The sequence below is a fragment of the Bacillus cereus group sp. MG20 genome (genome assembly GCF_040459885.1).
GTDB lineage: Bacteria > Bacillota > Bacilli > Bacillales > Bacillaceae_G > Bacillus_A > Bacillus_A cereus.
Genome location: NZ_JARVHF010000001.1, coordinates 905,139 through 921,623 on the forward strand (window position 1 = coordinate 905,139; position 16,485 = coordinate 921,623).

Below are 16,485 nucleotides of genomic sequence, written 5' to 3' on the forward strand. Positions count from 1 at the left end.
TCTATTTTCCTTATCAATTTTAATACGAGTAATATAACAGCATGTTTTTCAAGTACCCTTCCTTTTTTAGATAAAAAGTCTACTAATACTAAACATCTATGTCCAACTCATACATAATTCTACTTACAAACTATCGGAGATGCAAAACTATGGGAATTTCTACTCTTTTATTAAATACCTTTATTATAATAATTTGTATCCTTAGCTATCACGTATTTTGGCTAGAGTTTAAAGAAAAAACAACATGTAATAATATATTATTTTCTATCCTTTCCTCCATTGCTATTATTTTTTGTATGACTTTTCCTTTTCATTTACATGTGGGATTTATTTATGATTTACGTTTTATTCCTATAATATTAGTTTTTCTATATGGAAATACAAAAAACATTGTTTTTATAGGAATTTTATATCTTTCTTATCGGTTTTACTTAGGCGGAAATGGCGTTCTTCCATCATTTATTATCTTCACTATTATTTTTGGTATAACAATGCTCTTTCGTTACTTATTACCTATGTATGTTAAAGAAAAAAAAGTATTATTAAGCTTACTCCTTATTTTAGTATGTACAACTTCACTTTCTATTTGCGGTATTGTAACTCAAATACATACAGGAGGGAAAATAGACTCTACTCTCATAGAATTTTTATTAAATTACATAATCATTAATATTTTCACAGTATTATTATCAGTTTATTTAATAGAGGGAATGATCGAGAAATATAAAATGAAAGAAAAGCTACAACGGGCTGAAAAATTTTATATAGCTAGCGAACTAGCAGCGTCAATTGCACACGAAATCCACAATCCACTAACCACGGTACATGGATTCACTCAATTATTAAATGAAAAACATGCCTCTAAGCTATCTCAGGATCAATACTTAGAAATCATGTTAATTGAAATGCAGCAAATACAATCTACTATTAATAACTATTTATCTTTAACCAAACCACAGAACACCCTAAAAGAGAAAATAGATATTAATCACATTTTAAATCAGGTGAAAGATACTATTTCACCACTCGCTCTATCATACAAAGTTGAAATCAAACAAAATAGTACAGATTCCTTTTATATAAATGGGGACCCCGAAAAATTCAAACTCTGTCTAAACAACATCATCCAAAACGGAATTGAGGCTATGAAAAATGGTGGATTATTACAAATAAATATACAAAAAGTAAAAGGAAATATCATAATTGATATTATTGATTCAGGAATTGGGATGTCATCTCAACAAATAAAACGAATTGCTTTGCCATTCTATTCAACAACAGAAAAAGGAACTGGGCTTGGTACTATGATTGCTTATAGTATTATTAAAGAATTAAACGGAGATATAGAGATAGAGAGTAACTTAGGTAAAGGGACACGCTTTTCTATTAGTATCCCTTACTAATGCGATAAAAATTTTCTGTTTAGTTAATTACATAAATGAATTTTAAGAATCCCGCTAGCGCTAGCTTACTTATTAATTATCTTAAATTCATGTGTATTAATTAAAAATAATAAGGATCAGAGCTTATCTATTGTTACAGATATACTCTGATCCTTTAGTTTAATTCAATTAAAAACACTTAATATTTATAACTTTTCTTACATCGTGATGAAATACTAGTTCATCGACTTTATCTCATCTACTGATTAGATTGGTTTAATGTAAATATAACATCTCTCGACACTTAATTTGTTATTATCATTATAGACATTTCCTACAGTTGTTTTTCCATTAAAGTACAGACCTTGTGCCATTCATTGAAAAAGACAACTCCCTTTTTACTACTTCACTTCCACCGTATAATTCCCTGTCCCCCCGCCATACTGATACACATGTAAATAATACTTCCCTGGATACGTGTAGTAACTACCTACTAGTTTATTCCCTTGCTGCTGAGCATACGTAACATAATTATTTAAATCTGCTTCAGAATAAAGTACCCAGTTCATTCCGATATTATTTTCATTCGTTACGTTAATTTGAAGGTTTTTAGCAGTCTCCACATTAATTTCAAAGAAATCACTTGTATCGCCATTTCCTAAACTAGCACGTAAGACTTGATTTAACTGCAGTTTGTTTGCTGTTTGGAATGAGTTATTCGGTTCTTTTTCTACACTGTTATCTTCTTTCTTTTGAACAGTTACAGTCGCTGTAGCAGTATTAGTTGCTCCTTTATCGTCTGTTACCGTTAATTTCGTTGTATACGTTCCTTCTTTTGTATATACGTGAGTTGGATTTTGCTCATTACTTACTGCTCCATCACCAAACTCCCATTTATACGAAGTAATTTTCCCGTCTTCATCTTTTGATCCGTCGCTTTTAAATGAAATTGCTTCATTTACATTTCCACTATACGGACCGTTTATAACTGCAACTGGTGCTTTATTCTCTGCACCTTCTTCTGTATTAATACCGTGGAACACAACATCATATTCAAATTGTCCTGATGCATTCACGCGATAATTTACGAAGTATGCTGTTACTGTTTTATAGCCTGTCCATTCCTTTGCACTTAAACGTTTTAACGTATCATTAACGTTTTGTGTAATTGTTTTCCAATCTTCATATTCTCCTTTTGCTGCGGTTCCTGTATATGTACCTTGTAGTGTGAATGTATTAAAGAACTGTGATTTATTTTTCTTCACTGATACATTTTTCAATTTTGCTTCCGCCGTTATTTCTGCCGCAATATCTGAAACTGGCTTTGATGCATGATTCGCTAAATAATCGTCTGATACTAATGGCACATTATATTTCTCACGATTATCAACTAGCATTTGCATATAGTCTTGATATTCTTTATTTAAATTCACATCTTTACTTAATGTAGAGCGATATGCATCATATGCTGTTACATCATTTTTCCTAATAAGATCATGTATTTTATCGAACATATCATATCTCTTATTGTACATATAAGATTGTAAAGCAAAGGAATAATTATAGAAATCCCACGTTCCATACTTTGCATTTAACGTTCGCTCTGCCGTATAACGCTCCGCTGGGTTTGAAGATAATCCTCCTATAATACTCTTTCTCGGTACAACATTATCCGTTCTCGTTGCCCCTGCAAAAAATTCAGCATTCCCTTCTTCAAACCAAGATAATCTTTCATTTTCATATATTTTCCCTTGTCCCCATAACCCTGGTACTTCATATCTACCTTGTAAATAATGCGTGAACTCGTGTCTGAATAATTCTTCTAAACTATAAATACTTTCTTCTGGCGTACGCTCATAAGTAAAGAACGTACCTGTTCCTTCTATATAAAGACCACCGTTATTCGTTTCATAACCGTACAATTGACGATTAAATTGATATTCTGCTGGGCTATTATAAATAACCATCGTTAGTACATCATCAGGATTTCCTTTTTCTAAAGGTTGATCACTTTCAACCGTACGATGGAATTGTGCCTTCACTTCTTTTGCCGCCCAATATAAACGTTTTACTTTTTCTTCTGTCACTTTATCTCCAGCTTTTAAAACAATTGCCCCATCATCAAACGTATATGTTTTTGGCAAATATTTTTTCTTTCCATCTTCTCTTATTTGATCTAAATTCACCACTTTACCATTTGCATCTTTTCCGCCATAATTCGTTGCGATTTGCTCAGCAGCTACGAAATATTGCTCCCCTAAATACGGATAAATTTTCATCGCATCTGTTACAACTTGTAACCCTTTCGTTCCTGTACTATGGAACGTACCGAGTCTACCTGTATAATAAATGCCATTATTAATAAGCCAACCGTTTTTTGCTGTAATCGTTCCCATTAATGCAAAACGACTTAGTTCATTAATATAACTATCTATTTTCTGATACCATACTGTATCTTTCGGTGCTTTCCTCGTATCGTACAAATACGATTGAATGTCGTAATCAACACCTTGCATAATATCGTAAATAGCATTTCCAGCTGAAAGATTATCTACTAATGTAGAAAAATTATCATTATATTGTTTAAAAATTTTTGCAGCTGATGTTATCGTTTCCACATCACTCGAAGCGTTTCCTATTAACTTTCCGTATGATGATACCACTCTATTTTGCTCTAATGTACCCAGCTTGAAATTTGAATTGTTAGCTATCGCTTTTAATGCAGGTAAGCATTTATCATGATAACTCCGTTCATTTAATTTACTAAGTTCCGAATTATAAAATCCTAAATAAAATCCTGAACGTAATACCTCCACTAATGTCTCAATCCCTTTTGAATCATCCTTCGTATAGGCTTGTCCTTGCTGCTTCAATTTATCAATAATCGCCTGCATCCTACTATCATTTTGATAGAATGCTAGACTGTCTGTATTAAACTGAAATAGCCCCGTAATTTGCTCCCAATCAATTGTTACAAGTAAATCTACTAACTGCTGATTGCTTAATTGATTTAATTCAGCAATTGTATAAGTTTTCGCTACAGCTAATTGCTTACTTTCTTTTTTCACCTCAGGTGGTCTTTGTGATAAATCGGCAAATTGTAGCCTTTTCTCAAAAGACTTGCTTTCGAGCACTTTCGATGAATGAGCTAATTCTTGTACTGGTAGTTGTACACCGACTGGCTCCATTTTGAGCACATTTCGATAAGAAACTTGCTCTCCCTTAGTATCTTCTGCCAAACTGCCCCCTTGAAAACTCCCTAACATTAAACTAGCAAAACTTACCCCTACTAACATTTTCTTTGAATAGCCTTTCATACTCTCCCCTACCTTACATTTTTAGTGTCCCGCTCCATTATTTTACTATTTTTACTTTTTGTCCTGTATTGAGAAAAAATAAGGTAACGTTCACACATATATTCATTTCATGTAAAGTTAACGCTTGACTTTCCGTGCATTTTATATCAAAAAAGATAGATAATAGCAAAATTCCTGCTACATCTATCCTCGTTTTCAACACTATGATTTTAACTTTATAAACGTAACTTCCGGTAATGTTTGCATATGCTGAATAAACTCATTCTTTTCTTCTGACGATATATTTTTCAGTTGCATCCCTACCTTATAAACAGTTTCTGTACCTTGCTGTGAAGCTTCCACCTCATATGAGAGTATTGGGATGCCTTTCACTTGTAGTGTTTCTAATATTTGTTGTATCGCTTCATGTTTATTTACAAACATTTGCACTGTTATATTTTGTGGAAATAAAAATTGCACCTTAAAAATACGACTTACAATTTCTAAACCAATTAAAACGAGAATCGTCGCTCCAATGCCTACTACATACATTCCCGCTCCAATTGCTAATCCTATGCCGGCAGTAGCCCATAAACCAGCCGCGGTCGTTAATCCTTTCACCGCCTGTTTTTGAATAATAATTGTGCCTGCACCTAAAAAGCCAACTCCACTAACGACTTGTGCTGCAATCCGACTTGGGTCTAGAGACATATGCTCTTCATACACAATATCTGAAAAGGCATATTTCGAAACAACCATTATTAACGCACTTCCTACCGCTACGAGGAAATGAGTCTTTAATCCAGCTTCTTTCGATCGAATTTCTCTTTCAATACCAATCATTGCTCCTAACAAGCCAGCAACACCGATTCGTATAATAAAATCAAAATCTACACTCACGGGCACTTCCCCCTTTCATTCATTATAGATAGATAAAACAAAAATTATCACAAACATCCATTTATCGATACGAAAGAATACCACTAAAATAAACTTAATACTCCGACCGTTTTATGTTAATATTTTAAATATTAACATAAAATAAATAACTTCTAATTTTAAACCTCCACTAATTTTCTAAAAAAACAAAGGTGAATTACATGAAATTAGGTTGAGAAAGTTTAGAAAACGCTTTCACTTTGTGTCATAATTTTTTATAAAAACTACATAACTAAAGGAGCTTACTAACAATGAACGTCTCGTTACTTACACCTACTACTGATTTACAAGAAGAATACTTAGATTTCTATAACGAATGGAAAGATAGCGGTGAAACAATGATCCCGTGGGTTATCACAAAAAATCCTGCCAACTTCCCAGCTATGGTTCAAGAACTTCTCGATGCGCATAACGGAATAAATATCCCTGAAACTTGGGTACCAGACTCTACATATTGGCTTGTTACAGATGAAAATAAAATTGTGGGAGCTGTTAATATACGTCATAGTTTAACTGAACATCTATTTAACGCTGGCGGTCATATCGGTTATGGCATTCGCCCTTCTGAAAGAAGAAAAGGTTATGCTACGAAGTTACTAGCATTATCATTAGAAAAAACGAAGGAATTAGACATCACGAAAGTACTTGTCGTTTGCGACGCAGTAAATACCGCTTCTGAAAAAACGATTTTACATAACGGCGGGATTCGTGATGATGATTTCACTGAGGAAGATGGGAATATAGTAAGAAGATATTGGATTGAGCTATGAATGATCAAAAATAAGCGAGAAAGTGATTATACACTTTCTCGCTTATTTTACACTGCTTCTATTTCAAACTGCACTGTAATACCACTTGGATCTACTACCGCAAACCCATTTGTAGTTTCATTTATTTCATGTTGTTTTTCTATTAATCTTTCTTTCACTTCATCTAATGCTTCTTTATGCGGTAGTACAATCGTATACACCTTTAGTCCAGTTGCATGTACTGGCGGGTGTGGATTGTTTACTCCGTTCCACGTATTTGCACCAATATGGTGATGATATTCCCCTGCTGAAATAAATAAGCAATCCTCTTCACGCTGTTGTACTTCAAAACCTACTGTTTTCACATAAAATTCATGTGATTTCTCTACATCAGCTATTCTTAAATGTACGTGCCCAACGACAGTATTAGCAGGCAAACCATCAAACTCATAATCAACGAATGTTGCCAATTCTTTTAAATCAAGTGGTGTACTTCCTCCTGGCCCTTCTCCCCATCGATCGCGCGGACGGTCTGCATAAATTTCAATACCATTCCCCTCTAAATCTTGCAAATAAAAAGCTTCGCTATATGTATGATCACTTGCACTATTAAACCTTGAAATTGGTAAAATTTCATTTGAATATGTATAACGCCCTTCTTGCTCAGCCGGGCTGTCAATTACATTCTTATTACGAAGAACCCCAAATAGCGCAGAAGCAAAAGCTTCACGAGTCGGAACTAAAAAGGCTACATGATATATACCAGTCGTACGCGGTTCTTGCAGTACCCCGTCCTCTAACTTTTCAAGAACAAGTAACGCGTTCTTTCCACCTTTTCCAGATAAATATGCTTTATTCCCCTCTTGCTTAATTACCTCTAATCCTACAACATTCTCATAAAAAGCAATTTGACGCTCTAAATCTTTCACTTTAAATTCAACATGACCAATACGTGTTTTCGGATGAATTTGTACCATGAATAACTTCATCTCCTTATCCCTATATTTTCCCATTACATATAACCGTTACTATGAAGGATACAACTAAAATCATCCTATGTAAATAAGAAAAGTCAGAATTTACATACATTTTTATTTTCATAATAAAAAAGCCACCTTTTCTAACTTTTAGAAAAGGTGGCTTTATAACTCTTATCTCATTTTATGTACTTCAGCAACTAGCTTTCCACCCTGAATGCCCATATAAAGCTTCACAGGTGCATCATTCGTATTTTCAAATACTAAATCTAAATATGGATATGCAATTGTAGCATCTCTTCCTTGTGGAACATAACCTACCGTTTTAGAATGTGTAGTTCTCTCCACCATTTTCAGGCCAGCTTGATCTGCTGCATTGTATAAAGTTGAAGATGTTTGACAAACACCACCGCCATATCCATCTACTAATTTACCATCAACTATTTCTTTCCCTAATTGATATCCTTTATCTGGTGTCGTATCACCGATTAATGAATTAAAAGAGAAACGGTCTCCTTTTGCTAACACAACTCCATTTATGCTCGCTGCTGACAAACGAATATTCTCAATACGGCCACCTGTTGAACCACCTAAGTTCGTTTCATATCTACCAATTACCGTACCATTTCCTTGCGCATCACTTAATGTTGCGACTGGTTTTTTCTCCACAATCGGCAACTGATACGTAGCATCCCACATACCAACGTTTAACAATTTATCTACTAATTCTTTTTCCATTAATTCATAAGAAGGTTTTCCTTCTTGCCAACTTCCATCAGGTGCTATACGTGAAGGAACCATTTTTTTGTCGACGCTTTTTCCAACCTCACCAACAACCTTTGTTACAGACTTTTTAAATTTCGCTTCATCTTCAAAATAGCCTAAACCAGATAAATCTAATTTTTTCACTTCAGTACCAGTTCGACCATCAACTAAACTAATAGTATCTTGCACTTCTGCTTTAGCCTCTACAGTGTGCCCACCAATATCACTTACCAATGCAACATCACTTACTTTTGCACCACAGCCACTCACTACAGCTACACATAACACCCCAACTAATATACCCTTTACTTTACGGAACAATATACTCTCTCCCTTTCCCCAACATCACTATTATGTATTTATTTCATTTTTATGTATGTTTTGTTACAATCATTTTACAATATGTTTATAAAATGTTACAAGTTATTTTTCACTCTATATAAATTACTCTTTTCTTTTATAAATGTCTATACATATTTACATAAAAGTTTGAGTTTGATAGAATTGTAACTTTTATGTAAACTCTCTCTTTTATCCAGTATATACCATCAGGCAAAAGAAATACAAATCAAAAACCCTCAAGCTATTTTTTATAAAGTGAAACTTTAATCAGTGGGGTCTTACTGCCCGTTAATGCGGAATAAAGAGAAATCTCGTCAACATAAATAGGTATTTGCCGTGCCACCGCTCCGCTTTTGCACATACATTATGGTGAATTCAACCTATTTTAAAGAAATGGAGGATGTTATTATGTATCCCTACAATCCATATGATCCATATAATCAATATGCGTACCAACAACCACAGTATGACTTACAAGCACAATATCAATCTTATATAGATCAAGCAGAGCAAACGAATCCATATGACCAAAATAGACAATTCCAACTTCCAATCTCTTTTCCTGGCACTGGAAATCGTCAATTAGAAAGACGCGTAAATGAGCTTGAACAAAGAGTACGTCAACTAGAAAATACAGTTGAGCGCCATACACGTAGACTAAACCGCTTAAACCAACGTTTACGTACAGTAGAAAACAGACTAAACATTCCATTCGCAGCATTAGAAGACGGATTTTAATCGAGAAAATAAAAATTATATAAGGAAGGGGCTCCCCCTTCCTTATATAAATTGACGAAAGTTTTTTCCATCTCTATACTGATAAGAGTTAATGAAATGAAACAAGGTGATAAATATGGATTTTGAAATAAATTATCTTTCCTTTTATGTTGTACAAGTAGAAGGAAAAGGTGAAGCAGTTGATAAACGCTACAAACATTTTCAAACTTTAGACGCTGAAGAATATGAAGATAGCTCCTTAAAAGAATTTTTGAATGGTGAGTTATTAAAAATATCGAAGCGAAAAGTAGAACGTCATGCAAAAACAGAACAAGCCCCAACAAAAATTGGTCGCTTTATTGTAGAGGAGGGGCACGAACTTGATTCAAACCCTCATTACAACCTTTTTAATCGTATTCGCTTTGCAGAAACAAAGGACAACTTTAAAGATATGAGCGAACCTCTCGTTTATACATATCTTGACACAAGCGCTGTACGCGGTGGTGTATTTTTAATTGCTCAGGCAAAACTACGCAAATACTTTGATGACCCATTCGTATTCGTAATGAAATGCGACTTCGAACCAAAGGTTGCTTCTATTTCTGATGAATCCACACTGATTCGTAACGTTGAAATGGCCATCACAACAAAGAATATGAAATCTATCCAGTATCCATACATGCCTGAAGAAGGTATGGTTGAAGTAGGCGAACTAAAAATACACCAAGCATCACATGCCCGCTACTTTGAAGACTTCTTAAAATTCGTCGAATATGAACGCTCTATGCCTGAAATTATGAAAACACAAGTAATGGACATGGTATACGACCAAATTGAAGATGTATTTGAAGAAGGTACGGAAGAACGCGAACAATTCGACCAAGCGATGGAAGTATGGGCTGCCAGTCCGAAACGCGAAATTATGGAACAATTTTCAACCGAAGAAGTAATGGAAGCAACTGCCCAAATCGTCGAGCACGCTCCTGAAGTGGAATTAAAACTAAAAGCAGATCATATCTCTGTGAAGGCGTTACTTGCTGATTTCGGGGATCAAATACATATTGCAAAGGTAAATGATCGATACGTATTAATGATTGAGGCTGATACACTTACATTTGAGAAGGGCTTCTCTCCGATTGAGTTTCTGAAGCCAGATGAGCTGCAGGATGTGATTGAGCGGATTGAGAATAAGCAGCAGTATAGCTATAGTCCAGAAGGAATTGAATAGAACAACTGCAAAAGATCCTACCTCTATAAAAGAGGTAGGATCTTTCACATTAATCACGTATTTTCCTATTGCTATCATAAGACAACTTTCTAACGCTATATATTTGATTTAAGGAGGTAAATACATATGATCATTTACCATAGTCCTCATTCTTTAACTGAAATTAGCATGATTCCTATTGAAAAAATAAATCTATTGTATAATCCACACATTACAAAGTCTTATTCTAAAAAAATGAACAGTACTATTGAATATCTTGATATATTTGATTTACTCTTACCAGTCGAAAAGCATCCTCTAAAAGATGAATACATTTTAGTTGGAAAATACGATTGTTACAATTTCATAACTAATAATCCACATATAAAACAAATCCCCTGTATTATTGAAGATTTTACAGAAAAACCTTCACAATACCTCAAAATACTTCGTAGACTTCATAACAAAGGCGATTCTAATAAAACCAATAGACAATTTATTTTAAATAAACTTGAGGAAAATCATTTCCCTCTATTACAAATTTTAAAGCAGACAGGTTTTACTAAAAATGATTTACGGGATTACAATTATAAAGTAACCGTTCCAAAAAACTACATAAACAGCCATACCACTGAAAAAACTATGAATTGGATTAGTGATTTAAAGTTAAAAAGTAATACTAAACAATTTTTATATAAATGCGCAGGTCTTCCAATAGGAAATCATAAAAGGTTAACTGAAGAGAAGAAAAAATTCCTACAACATTTCTTTGCACATGCAAAAGGATTTGAAAAATTAACTACTCCTCAACAGATTAACATTCTAACTAACGCCCTAAATTTCAAAGCAATAATGACTGCTCAATTACAGCAACAAATTAATCGCTATTTAATACGATGAATTTTAATTTATGTAGCTAGAAATAGAGGAGAATATCATTTAACCTCTACATTCTCCTCCATCTCAGCCAAATACCTAATCTGTCGTTCCGCTTTTCTCACTGCCGTACGAAAATGTTTTTTCAGGAGTTCTACTGTATTTTCACTTATATAATATCTTTCCGTTATACTTTCCCACGTGTCACTACTTTCAAATGTACTCCATTCAAAAGGGCGTTCTGTATTTTTCTTTAGTTCTTTAAACACCCATTTTCGCATCTTTTTTTTCGCTTTTTCCGTTAGTTTCCCGTTCTTTACAAGTTCAAGTTCACCATGTCTTTTGTATCGCTTATTAATATCTCTCTCGCTATACACTTTAAGAAGTATATTTGCTGTATTTTCGGCATCTGCTAAAGCACGGTGCTGTTTCCCTTCCCACGTTAAAGCGAGCTGTTCTACCGCAAATTGTAAACTTGGCGTATGTTCAAACAATTCCTCATATGCTTGGAAAACAAATTTTTGCAAATCAATTCTACTTTCTTTTTCTATAATGGGGCATTCAACACCATGTAATGTACAATCATGAGATAGAAAGCGATAATCTTCTTTTCCCCATGAAACAAATATAGAATCTTCTCCGATGAACTGAATAAATTTCTCTATAATTTGAGGGAATTTTTCTACATCCATTAAATCTTTCTTCGTAATACCGGTTAATTTTGTTGTATGACGAGTTAATCGTGCACTTGGTTTTACTAACTCCGAAAATTCTTCAATTATCTTCATTGTACCTATTTCTATTTTTACAGCTCCGATATCAACTATTTCTGACGGATCTTCTGATTTATACGGTCTGAAATTCCTCTCAATATCAAACACAATGAAATGTGTAGCGTTTTTCAATTTATTTACCTCTTTCTAAATTCCTTTTCACACAAACACTTTATTTTCAGTATTTATTTATTCATGTACTTTATACAAAAATACTACGAATAAATAAATGAAAATTCAGTCTTGTTATGATATGTAAGTAGGAGGATATCTATAAAAATGCAAAAAAAAAGAAGGGCGAGCCCTTCTTTTTTCAAAAATTACTTCTTGTTTACGTTAGTAGCTTGAGGTCCACGGTTACCTTGTTCTACTTCGAAAGTAACTTCTTGACCTTCTTCTAAAGTTTTGAAGCCTTCGCCTTGGATAGCTGAGAAATGAACGAATACGTCTTCTCCGCCTTCAACTTCGATGAAACCGAAACCTTTTTCTGAGTTAAACCATTTTACTTTACCGTTTTGCATGAAAAAAATCCTCCTACAATGTACCTATATGTACATATTCATTTTCAACCACCTTACAATAATAAGCCAGATATTAAAAAACTGCAACCCCTGAGGAGATTTAACATTGCTATCCTCCTCGGAAGTTACAGCTCATTTAAATCTCTATATTATTAAAAGTAAAATGGTTTAAACATACTATATCATATCAATATAATAAAAGTAAAGTTTTTTCTTAAATTATTTTTTGTTCCCACTGCATTGCTTTTAATTCACCTGATCCAGCTACTACATAACCATCTTTTTGATTAACAATGCGCCATCCGTGCCCTTTAACTGAATCACATACTGTAACAATACCTTCGTCAAGAAGTACACGGCACACACTACTAATACCCGCCTTATTTTGTGTTGAAGTTGTATATAAGACATGTTGGTCTACACTTAAGTCTAAATAACTACTTGCTTTCTGCTCACTTTGACATGTATGCCAATATATTTTTTCACTCGCAATACTGTCATCTATTTTACAATAAGAAATATTCCCGCTAACTCCCTTGCACGATCCACTTGCCGCTACTAAATAAGAATTGTGTAAAGTCAACGCAGAAATCATTTGATTCATCGTAATTTTAATCCTCTTTAATTTACGTGTCTTCAAATCAAAGAGCCAAACACCACCATACTTAGCATGTATTTTCGTACCAATAAATAAGTAATGTTTATATAAAAATAATGATCGAATAGACGGCGCCGCACTGCCATACTCAAGAAACGGATGAATAGTCTCCCATGTCGAACCGAAATTATTAGAAAGATACAGCGTTTTTTCTCCATGAGCAACAACAGTTCCTTGTACATTGCTACATACATTCCAACTTGTTGCTTTTGTTGGAAAACGCTGAATTGTCCAGTTCTCTCCACCATTCATACTACGAATAAAAATCCCTTCGTCACCTACACCATAAACTACATTATCTTCGCTATGTAAATCCCTAATTCGTTTTTGAAAACCATTTAAAATTCGTTTCCATTCTCCGTCTTGTTCAACAAATAAGCCATTATATGTAGTAGCTAACAACAGTTTTCCATCTCTTAACTTTGTAATAGCAGTTGCACTTAACATCGTCTCCACGTTGACACTCCCATTCTTAGAACTTCTCAGCAAATGCAATTGCAAAATTACTGCATTTTTCAACATCCTCTTGATCTTCTGGAGCTAATTCAATTTTCAGCCCTTCTTGTACAAGCTCTGCACCTCGTTCTACAAGGCGTTCTTCAAATATCGTTACCGCTTCACAAAACAGTTCATACGCCGTATCACCTGATCCGAATACCGCTACCTTTTTCCCAGCTAAATCTATATTTTCTAAGTCCTCATGAAAATCTTCCGCTTCAAATGGTAATTCACCATCGCCCCACGTATAAGATCCTAAAATGATTCCATCATAAGCTAATAATTCTTCAGCATCCATGCCTTCCATCTCTTGCAATACTACTTCATGATCAAAAGCATCTAAACTAACTTTAATTAAATCAGCAATACTCTCTGTATTTCCTGACATACTTGCATAAGCTATTAAAATTTTTGCCACTTTGGCATCCCCCTCTAACAATAAATGATTCTCATTCTCATTATATTAATAATGAGAATCAATTTCAATTGATTTTTTTCTACTTTTATTTACATTTCACATTACTTATTTCAAATAAAGTGAAACTTTAATGAGTCCTCACCAATCAGGATTTTTCAGACAGCCCACAAATAGAGGAATAAAAAAAAGCACAGATGACTATACAATCATCTGTGCTTTTTTATTACTTTTTAAAAATACCAAAAGGCTTCCCTACTGGTAAAACAACTTTTCCGAAGTGTGTGTTTAACACTGCTGCTGCTGAACCATAGAAAGATAATAATGAAATAAGAAGTTCAGAATATGCTGCTAAATTATGCATTGCGTGCGGCATAACACCTAAAGTACTTAATGAAAGACCAATAAATAAGAAATCAATAAGGACGAAGATCATAAATAATACTTTATGTGTTTCCATTGCACCAATCGTCATAAAGATTGTGAAAATCAAATATCCGATAAAGGCTACACCAAGCTGTTTTGAATCTGCAGCTTGTGCTAATTTTTCGCCAAATACTCCAAGTTGAATTAACCAAGTCATTCCAACACCTAACCAAAATAGGCCGTACGCACCAAATGCTGTCGTACCGAATGTATTGTTATGCTTTGCATCGTGAATGCAAGCAAAGATTTGTGCAAATCCTCCTAAAAAGATTGCCCATGGTAATACAAGTGAAACGCCATCTGTTAAGCCTAACTTTTGAGATGATGCTACAAGTGTTACCATCGCTAATCCAAATAGACCAATTCCAGATGGATCCGCTGTTGTCATTTTCACATGATGTGTAGTAGTTTGATTGCTCATATAAACCTCCTGATTATAAACATACTCGAATACAATACTTAAATCAGAAGCCTATGTCAATGGTTTTTTTTGTATGTTGTCAGACGTTATATTTTATAATGATTAAATATATTTCCGACCACTTCATAAGGTTTTATATTCACTTTTTCCAACTCGTTTATCGGTAGCCATAACGGAATATAACTTCCTTTACCTTCCCGCTGAAATTCCTCAGCTGTTCCACTTCCGAACACTCCACCTGTAATATAGGCACCATAATAATATTCATTTCCTTTATATTTTACCTTTGCAATAAGGTGCTTCACTTTTATATGTAGCCCTAATTCTTCGTATACCTCTCTTTTCGTTGCCTCTTCAGGCGTTTCACCTTCCTCAATCCCTCCGCCAGGAAAAACATAATATATTTCCTCTTCTCGAATACGTTTTATAAGAGCGATTTTCCCTTCCTGTACAATAATAGCCGCCCCGCGATTTCTTATCATTTTATTTCCTCAATACGAATCGCGACTGTTCCCCACTCTTTTTCTTGTTCTTTCGTATATATTTTGTATGTACTTTCTAACATTTCCTCTAAACTATCATTTTCACAATCCAATAATTTTTTATCAATTTGTTCATACATAGATTTAAAGCTCTCGTATCGCTTTATTTCCGTTACTTTTACCGTCATCATTTCTGTTGTCGTAAGATTCGTAAATACGATTTCATCACCTTTGTTTATTAGTTGACGTTTTTTATCGTATAGGCGTACTTCATATACTTTTTTTCCTGATTGAATTGACTGAAACGGTTTATTATATAAACCCATTTCGTATCGCATACATCCCACTCCCTTTTGTTCATTTCACCTATTAATACAGTTCACATTACTACATCTTGCATATAATATTCCATACGTATCGCTTAATTGAGAAAGGAGGCTGAAGAAGCATGTTATATTTAAATCAAAAACCTGAATATAATAAATATGATATTGGTGATTATACTTATAGTAAAGTAGGGCCAACCATTTTTTCTTGGAACGATGAAACAAAATTAAAAATAGGTAAGTTTTGTTCATTAGCAGAAGAAGTCGTTTTCATACTTGGCGGTGAACATCGCGCAGACTGGATAACGACTTATCCATTTAATGCACTTTTTGATGAAGGAGCACATATTACTGGTCACCCTTCTTCAAAAGGTGATATCGTAGTCGGCAATGATGTATGGATTGGTTATCAATCCTGTATTTTATCTGGCGTTACAATTGGTAACGGGGCCATTATCGGCGCCAGGAGCGTTGTTACAAAAGACGTACCCCCGTATGCAATTGTAGCTGGTAATCCTGCAAAATTTGTTCGATATCGTTTCCCGCAAGAAACGATTGACAAACTAGAGAATCTCGCATGGTGGGACTGGGACATTTCTGTTATAAAAGGAGCCATTCCATTTCTGCTTTCCAACAACACCAACGAGTTTTTTACCTCGCCCGAAAATGAATCTATATGATTAAAACAAAAAGAGCATCCAATTATTTTTCAGGA

The 16,485-nt window shown here is 34.2% G+C and carries 17 protein-coding genes; 6 read left to right on the forward strand and 11 right to left on the reverse strand.

The genetic code is table 11. The features are described from left to right. Positions 1 to 149: 149 nt before the first annotated feature. Complete coding sequence (locus QCI81_RS04585; protein ID WP_063548274.1) at positions 150 to 1,403, forward strand: sensor histidine kinase; 1,254 nt, start codon at positions 150 to 152, stop codon at positions 1,401 to 1,403. A gap of 380 nt (positions 1,404 to 1,783) precedes the next feature. On the opposite strand, the gene colA is transcribed toward QCI81_RS04585, so the two are convergent. Together colA and QCI81_RS04595 are read right to left on the reverse strand one after the other, a co-directional pair. Beyond that, positions 1,784 to 4,699 carry a collagenase ColA gene (gene colA / locus QCI81_RS04590; protein ID WP_071731372.1) on the reverse strand — a complete coding sequence of 972 codons (2,916 nt, stop codon included), beginning with the start codon at positions 4,697 to 4,699 and terminating at the stop codon, positions 1,784 to 1,786. A gap of 201 nt (positions 4,700 to 4,900) precedes the next feature. Beyond that, complete coding sequence (locus tag QCI81_RS04595) at positions 4,901 to 5,578, reverse strand: MgtC/SapB family protein (protein WP_000109724.1); 678 nt, start codon at positions 5,576 to 5,578, stop codon at positions 4,901 to 4,903. 290 nt (positions 5,579 to 5,868) lie between these two features. Here QCI81_RS04595 and QCI81_RS04600 point away from each other — a divergent pair, with 290 nt between their 5' ends. Continuing rightward, positions 5,869 to 6,387 (forward strand): GNAT family N-acetyltransferase, encoded by a 519-nt coding sequence (locus QCI81_RS04600; RefSeq protein WP_063548278.1) that lies wholly within the window; start codon positions 5,869 to 5,871, stop codon positions 6,385 to 6,387. 47 nt (positions 6,388 to 6,434) lie between these two features. Here the strand turns inward: QCI81_RS04600 and QCI81_RS04605 are convergent, their stop codons facing one another. Both QCI81_RS04605 and QCI81_RS04610 read right to left on the reverse strand, forming a co-directional pair. Continuing rightward, a complete protein-coding gene (locus tag QCI81_RS04605) occupies positions 6,435 to 7,343 on the reverse strand; it encodes a VOC family protein (RefSeq protein ID WP_071731373.1) in 909 nt (302 codons plus the stop codon). Positions 7,344 to 7,517: 174 nt separating this feature from the next. Further along, positions 7,518 to 8,429, reverse strand: a complete 912-nt coding sequence (locus QCI81_RS04610; RefSeq protein ID WP_000488980.1) for a VanW family protein — start codon at positions 8,427 to 8,429, stop codon at positions 7,518 to 7,520. Between the two features lie 429 nt (positions 8,430 to 8,858). Between QCI81_RS04610 and QCI81_RS04615 the strand changes: the two genes are divergently transcribed. The 3 genes from QCI81_RS04615 (at position 8,859) to QCI81_RS04625 (ending at position 11,274) form a co-directional block, all read left to right on the forward strand. Then, entirely contained in the window at positions 8,859 to 9,188 is a 330-nt protein-coding gene (locus QCI81_RS04615) for a hypothetical protein (RefSeq protein WP_000283711.1), read from the forward strand. Between the two features lie 115 nt (positions 9,189 to 9,303). Beyond that, positions 9,304 to 10,395: a DUF3900 domain-containing protein gene (locus tag QCI81_RS04620; protein WP_000345036.1), complete on the forward strand. Its 1,092-nt coding sequence runs from the start codon at positions 9,304 to 9,306 to the stop codon at positions 10,393 to 10,395. 126 nt (positions 10,396 to 10,521) lie between these two features. Next, positions 10,522 to 11,274, forward strand: a complete 753-nt coding sequence (locus QCI81_RS04625; protein WP_000587909.1) for a hypothetical protein — start codon at positions 10,522 to 10,524, stop codon at positions 11,272 to 11,274. 35 nt (positions 11,275 to 11,309) lie between these two features. On the opposite strand, the gene QCI81_RS04630 is transcribed toward QCI81_RS04625, so the two are convergent. From QCI81_RS04630 to QCI81_RS04660, 7 genes are all read right to left on the reverse strand, one after another. Then, complete coding sequence (locus QCI81_RS04630; RefSeq protein ID WP_053563856.1) at positions 11,310 to 12,155, reverse strand: exonuclease; 846 nt, start codon at positions 12,153 to 12,155, stop codon at positions 11,310 to 11,312. A 188-nt stretch (positions 12,156 to 12,343) separates the two neighbouring features. Then, the gene (gene cspB / locus QCI81_RS04635) at positions 12,344 to 12,544 is read right to left on the reverse strand and encodes a cold shock-like protein CspB (RefSeq protein WP_001179150.1); all 201 of its coding nucleotides are present in this window, start codon (positions 12,542 to 12,544) and stop codon (positions 12,344 to 12,346) included. 214 nt (positions 12,545 to 12,758) lie between these two features. Continuing rightward, positions 12,759 to 13,658, reverse strand: coding sequence for a WD40/YVTN/BNR-like repeat-containing protein (locus QCI81_RS04640; protein ID WP_000449497.1), 900 nt, complete (start codon positions 13,656 to 13,658; stop codon positions 12,759 to 12,761). A 16-nt stretch (positions 13,659 to 13,674) separates the two neighbouring features. Next, complete coding sequence (locus QCI81_RS04645; RefSeq protein ID WP_001062759.1) at positions 13,675 to 14,118, reverse strand: flavodoxin; 444 nt, start codon at positions 14,116 to 14,118, stop codon at positions 13,675 to 13,677. A 223-nt stretch (positions 14,119 to 14,341) separates the two neighbouring features. Continuing rightward, the gene (locus QCI81_RS04650) at positions 14,342 to 14,962 is read right to left on the reverse strand and encodes an acetate uptake transporter (RefSeq protein WP_000070938.1); all 621 of its coding nucleotides are present in this window, start codon (positions 14,960 to 14,962) and stop codon (positions 14,342 to 14,344) included. Between the two features lie 86 nt (positions 14,963 to 15,048). Then, positions 15,049 to 15,444 carry an NUDIX hydrolase gene (locus QCI81_RS04655; protein ID WP_000620821.1) on the reverse strand — a complete coding sequence of 132 codons (396 nt, stop codon included), beginning with the start codon at positions 15,442 to 15,444 and terminating at the stop codon, positions 15,049 to 15,051. After that, on the reverse strand, positions 15,441 to 15,782 hold the full coding sequence (locus QCI81_RS04660; protein ID WP_001268365.1) for an ASCH domain-containing protein: 342 nt from the start codon (positions 15,780 to 15,782) through the stop codon (positions 15,441 to 15,443). Before QCI81_RS04660 ends, QCI81_RS04655 begins: the two co-directional genes overlap by 4 nt. 110 nt (positions 15,783 to 15,892) lie before the next feature. Here QCI81_RS04660 and QCI81_RS04665 point away from each other — a divergent pair, with 110 nt between their 5' ends. After that, on the forward strand, positions 15,893 to 16,450 hold the full coding sequence (locus QCI81_RS04665) for a CatB-related O-acetyltransferase (RefSeq protein ID WP_071731374.1): 558 nt from the start codon (positions 15,893 to 15,895) through the stop codon (positions 16,448 to 16,450). The last annotated feature ends 35 nt before the right edge of the window (positions 16,451 to 16,485 follow it).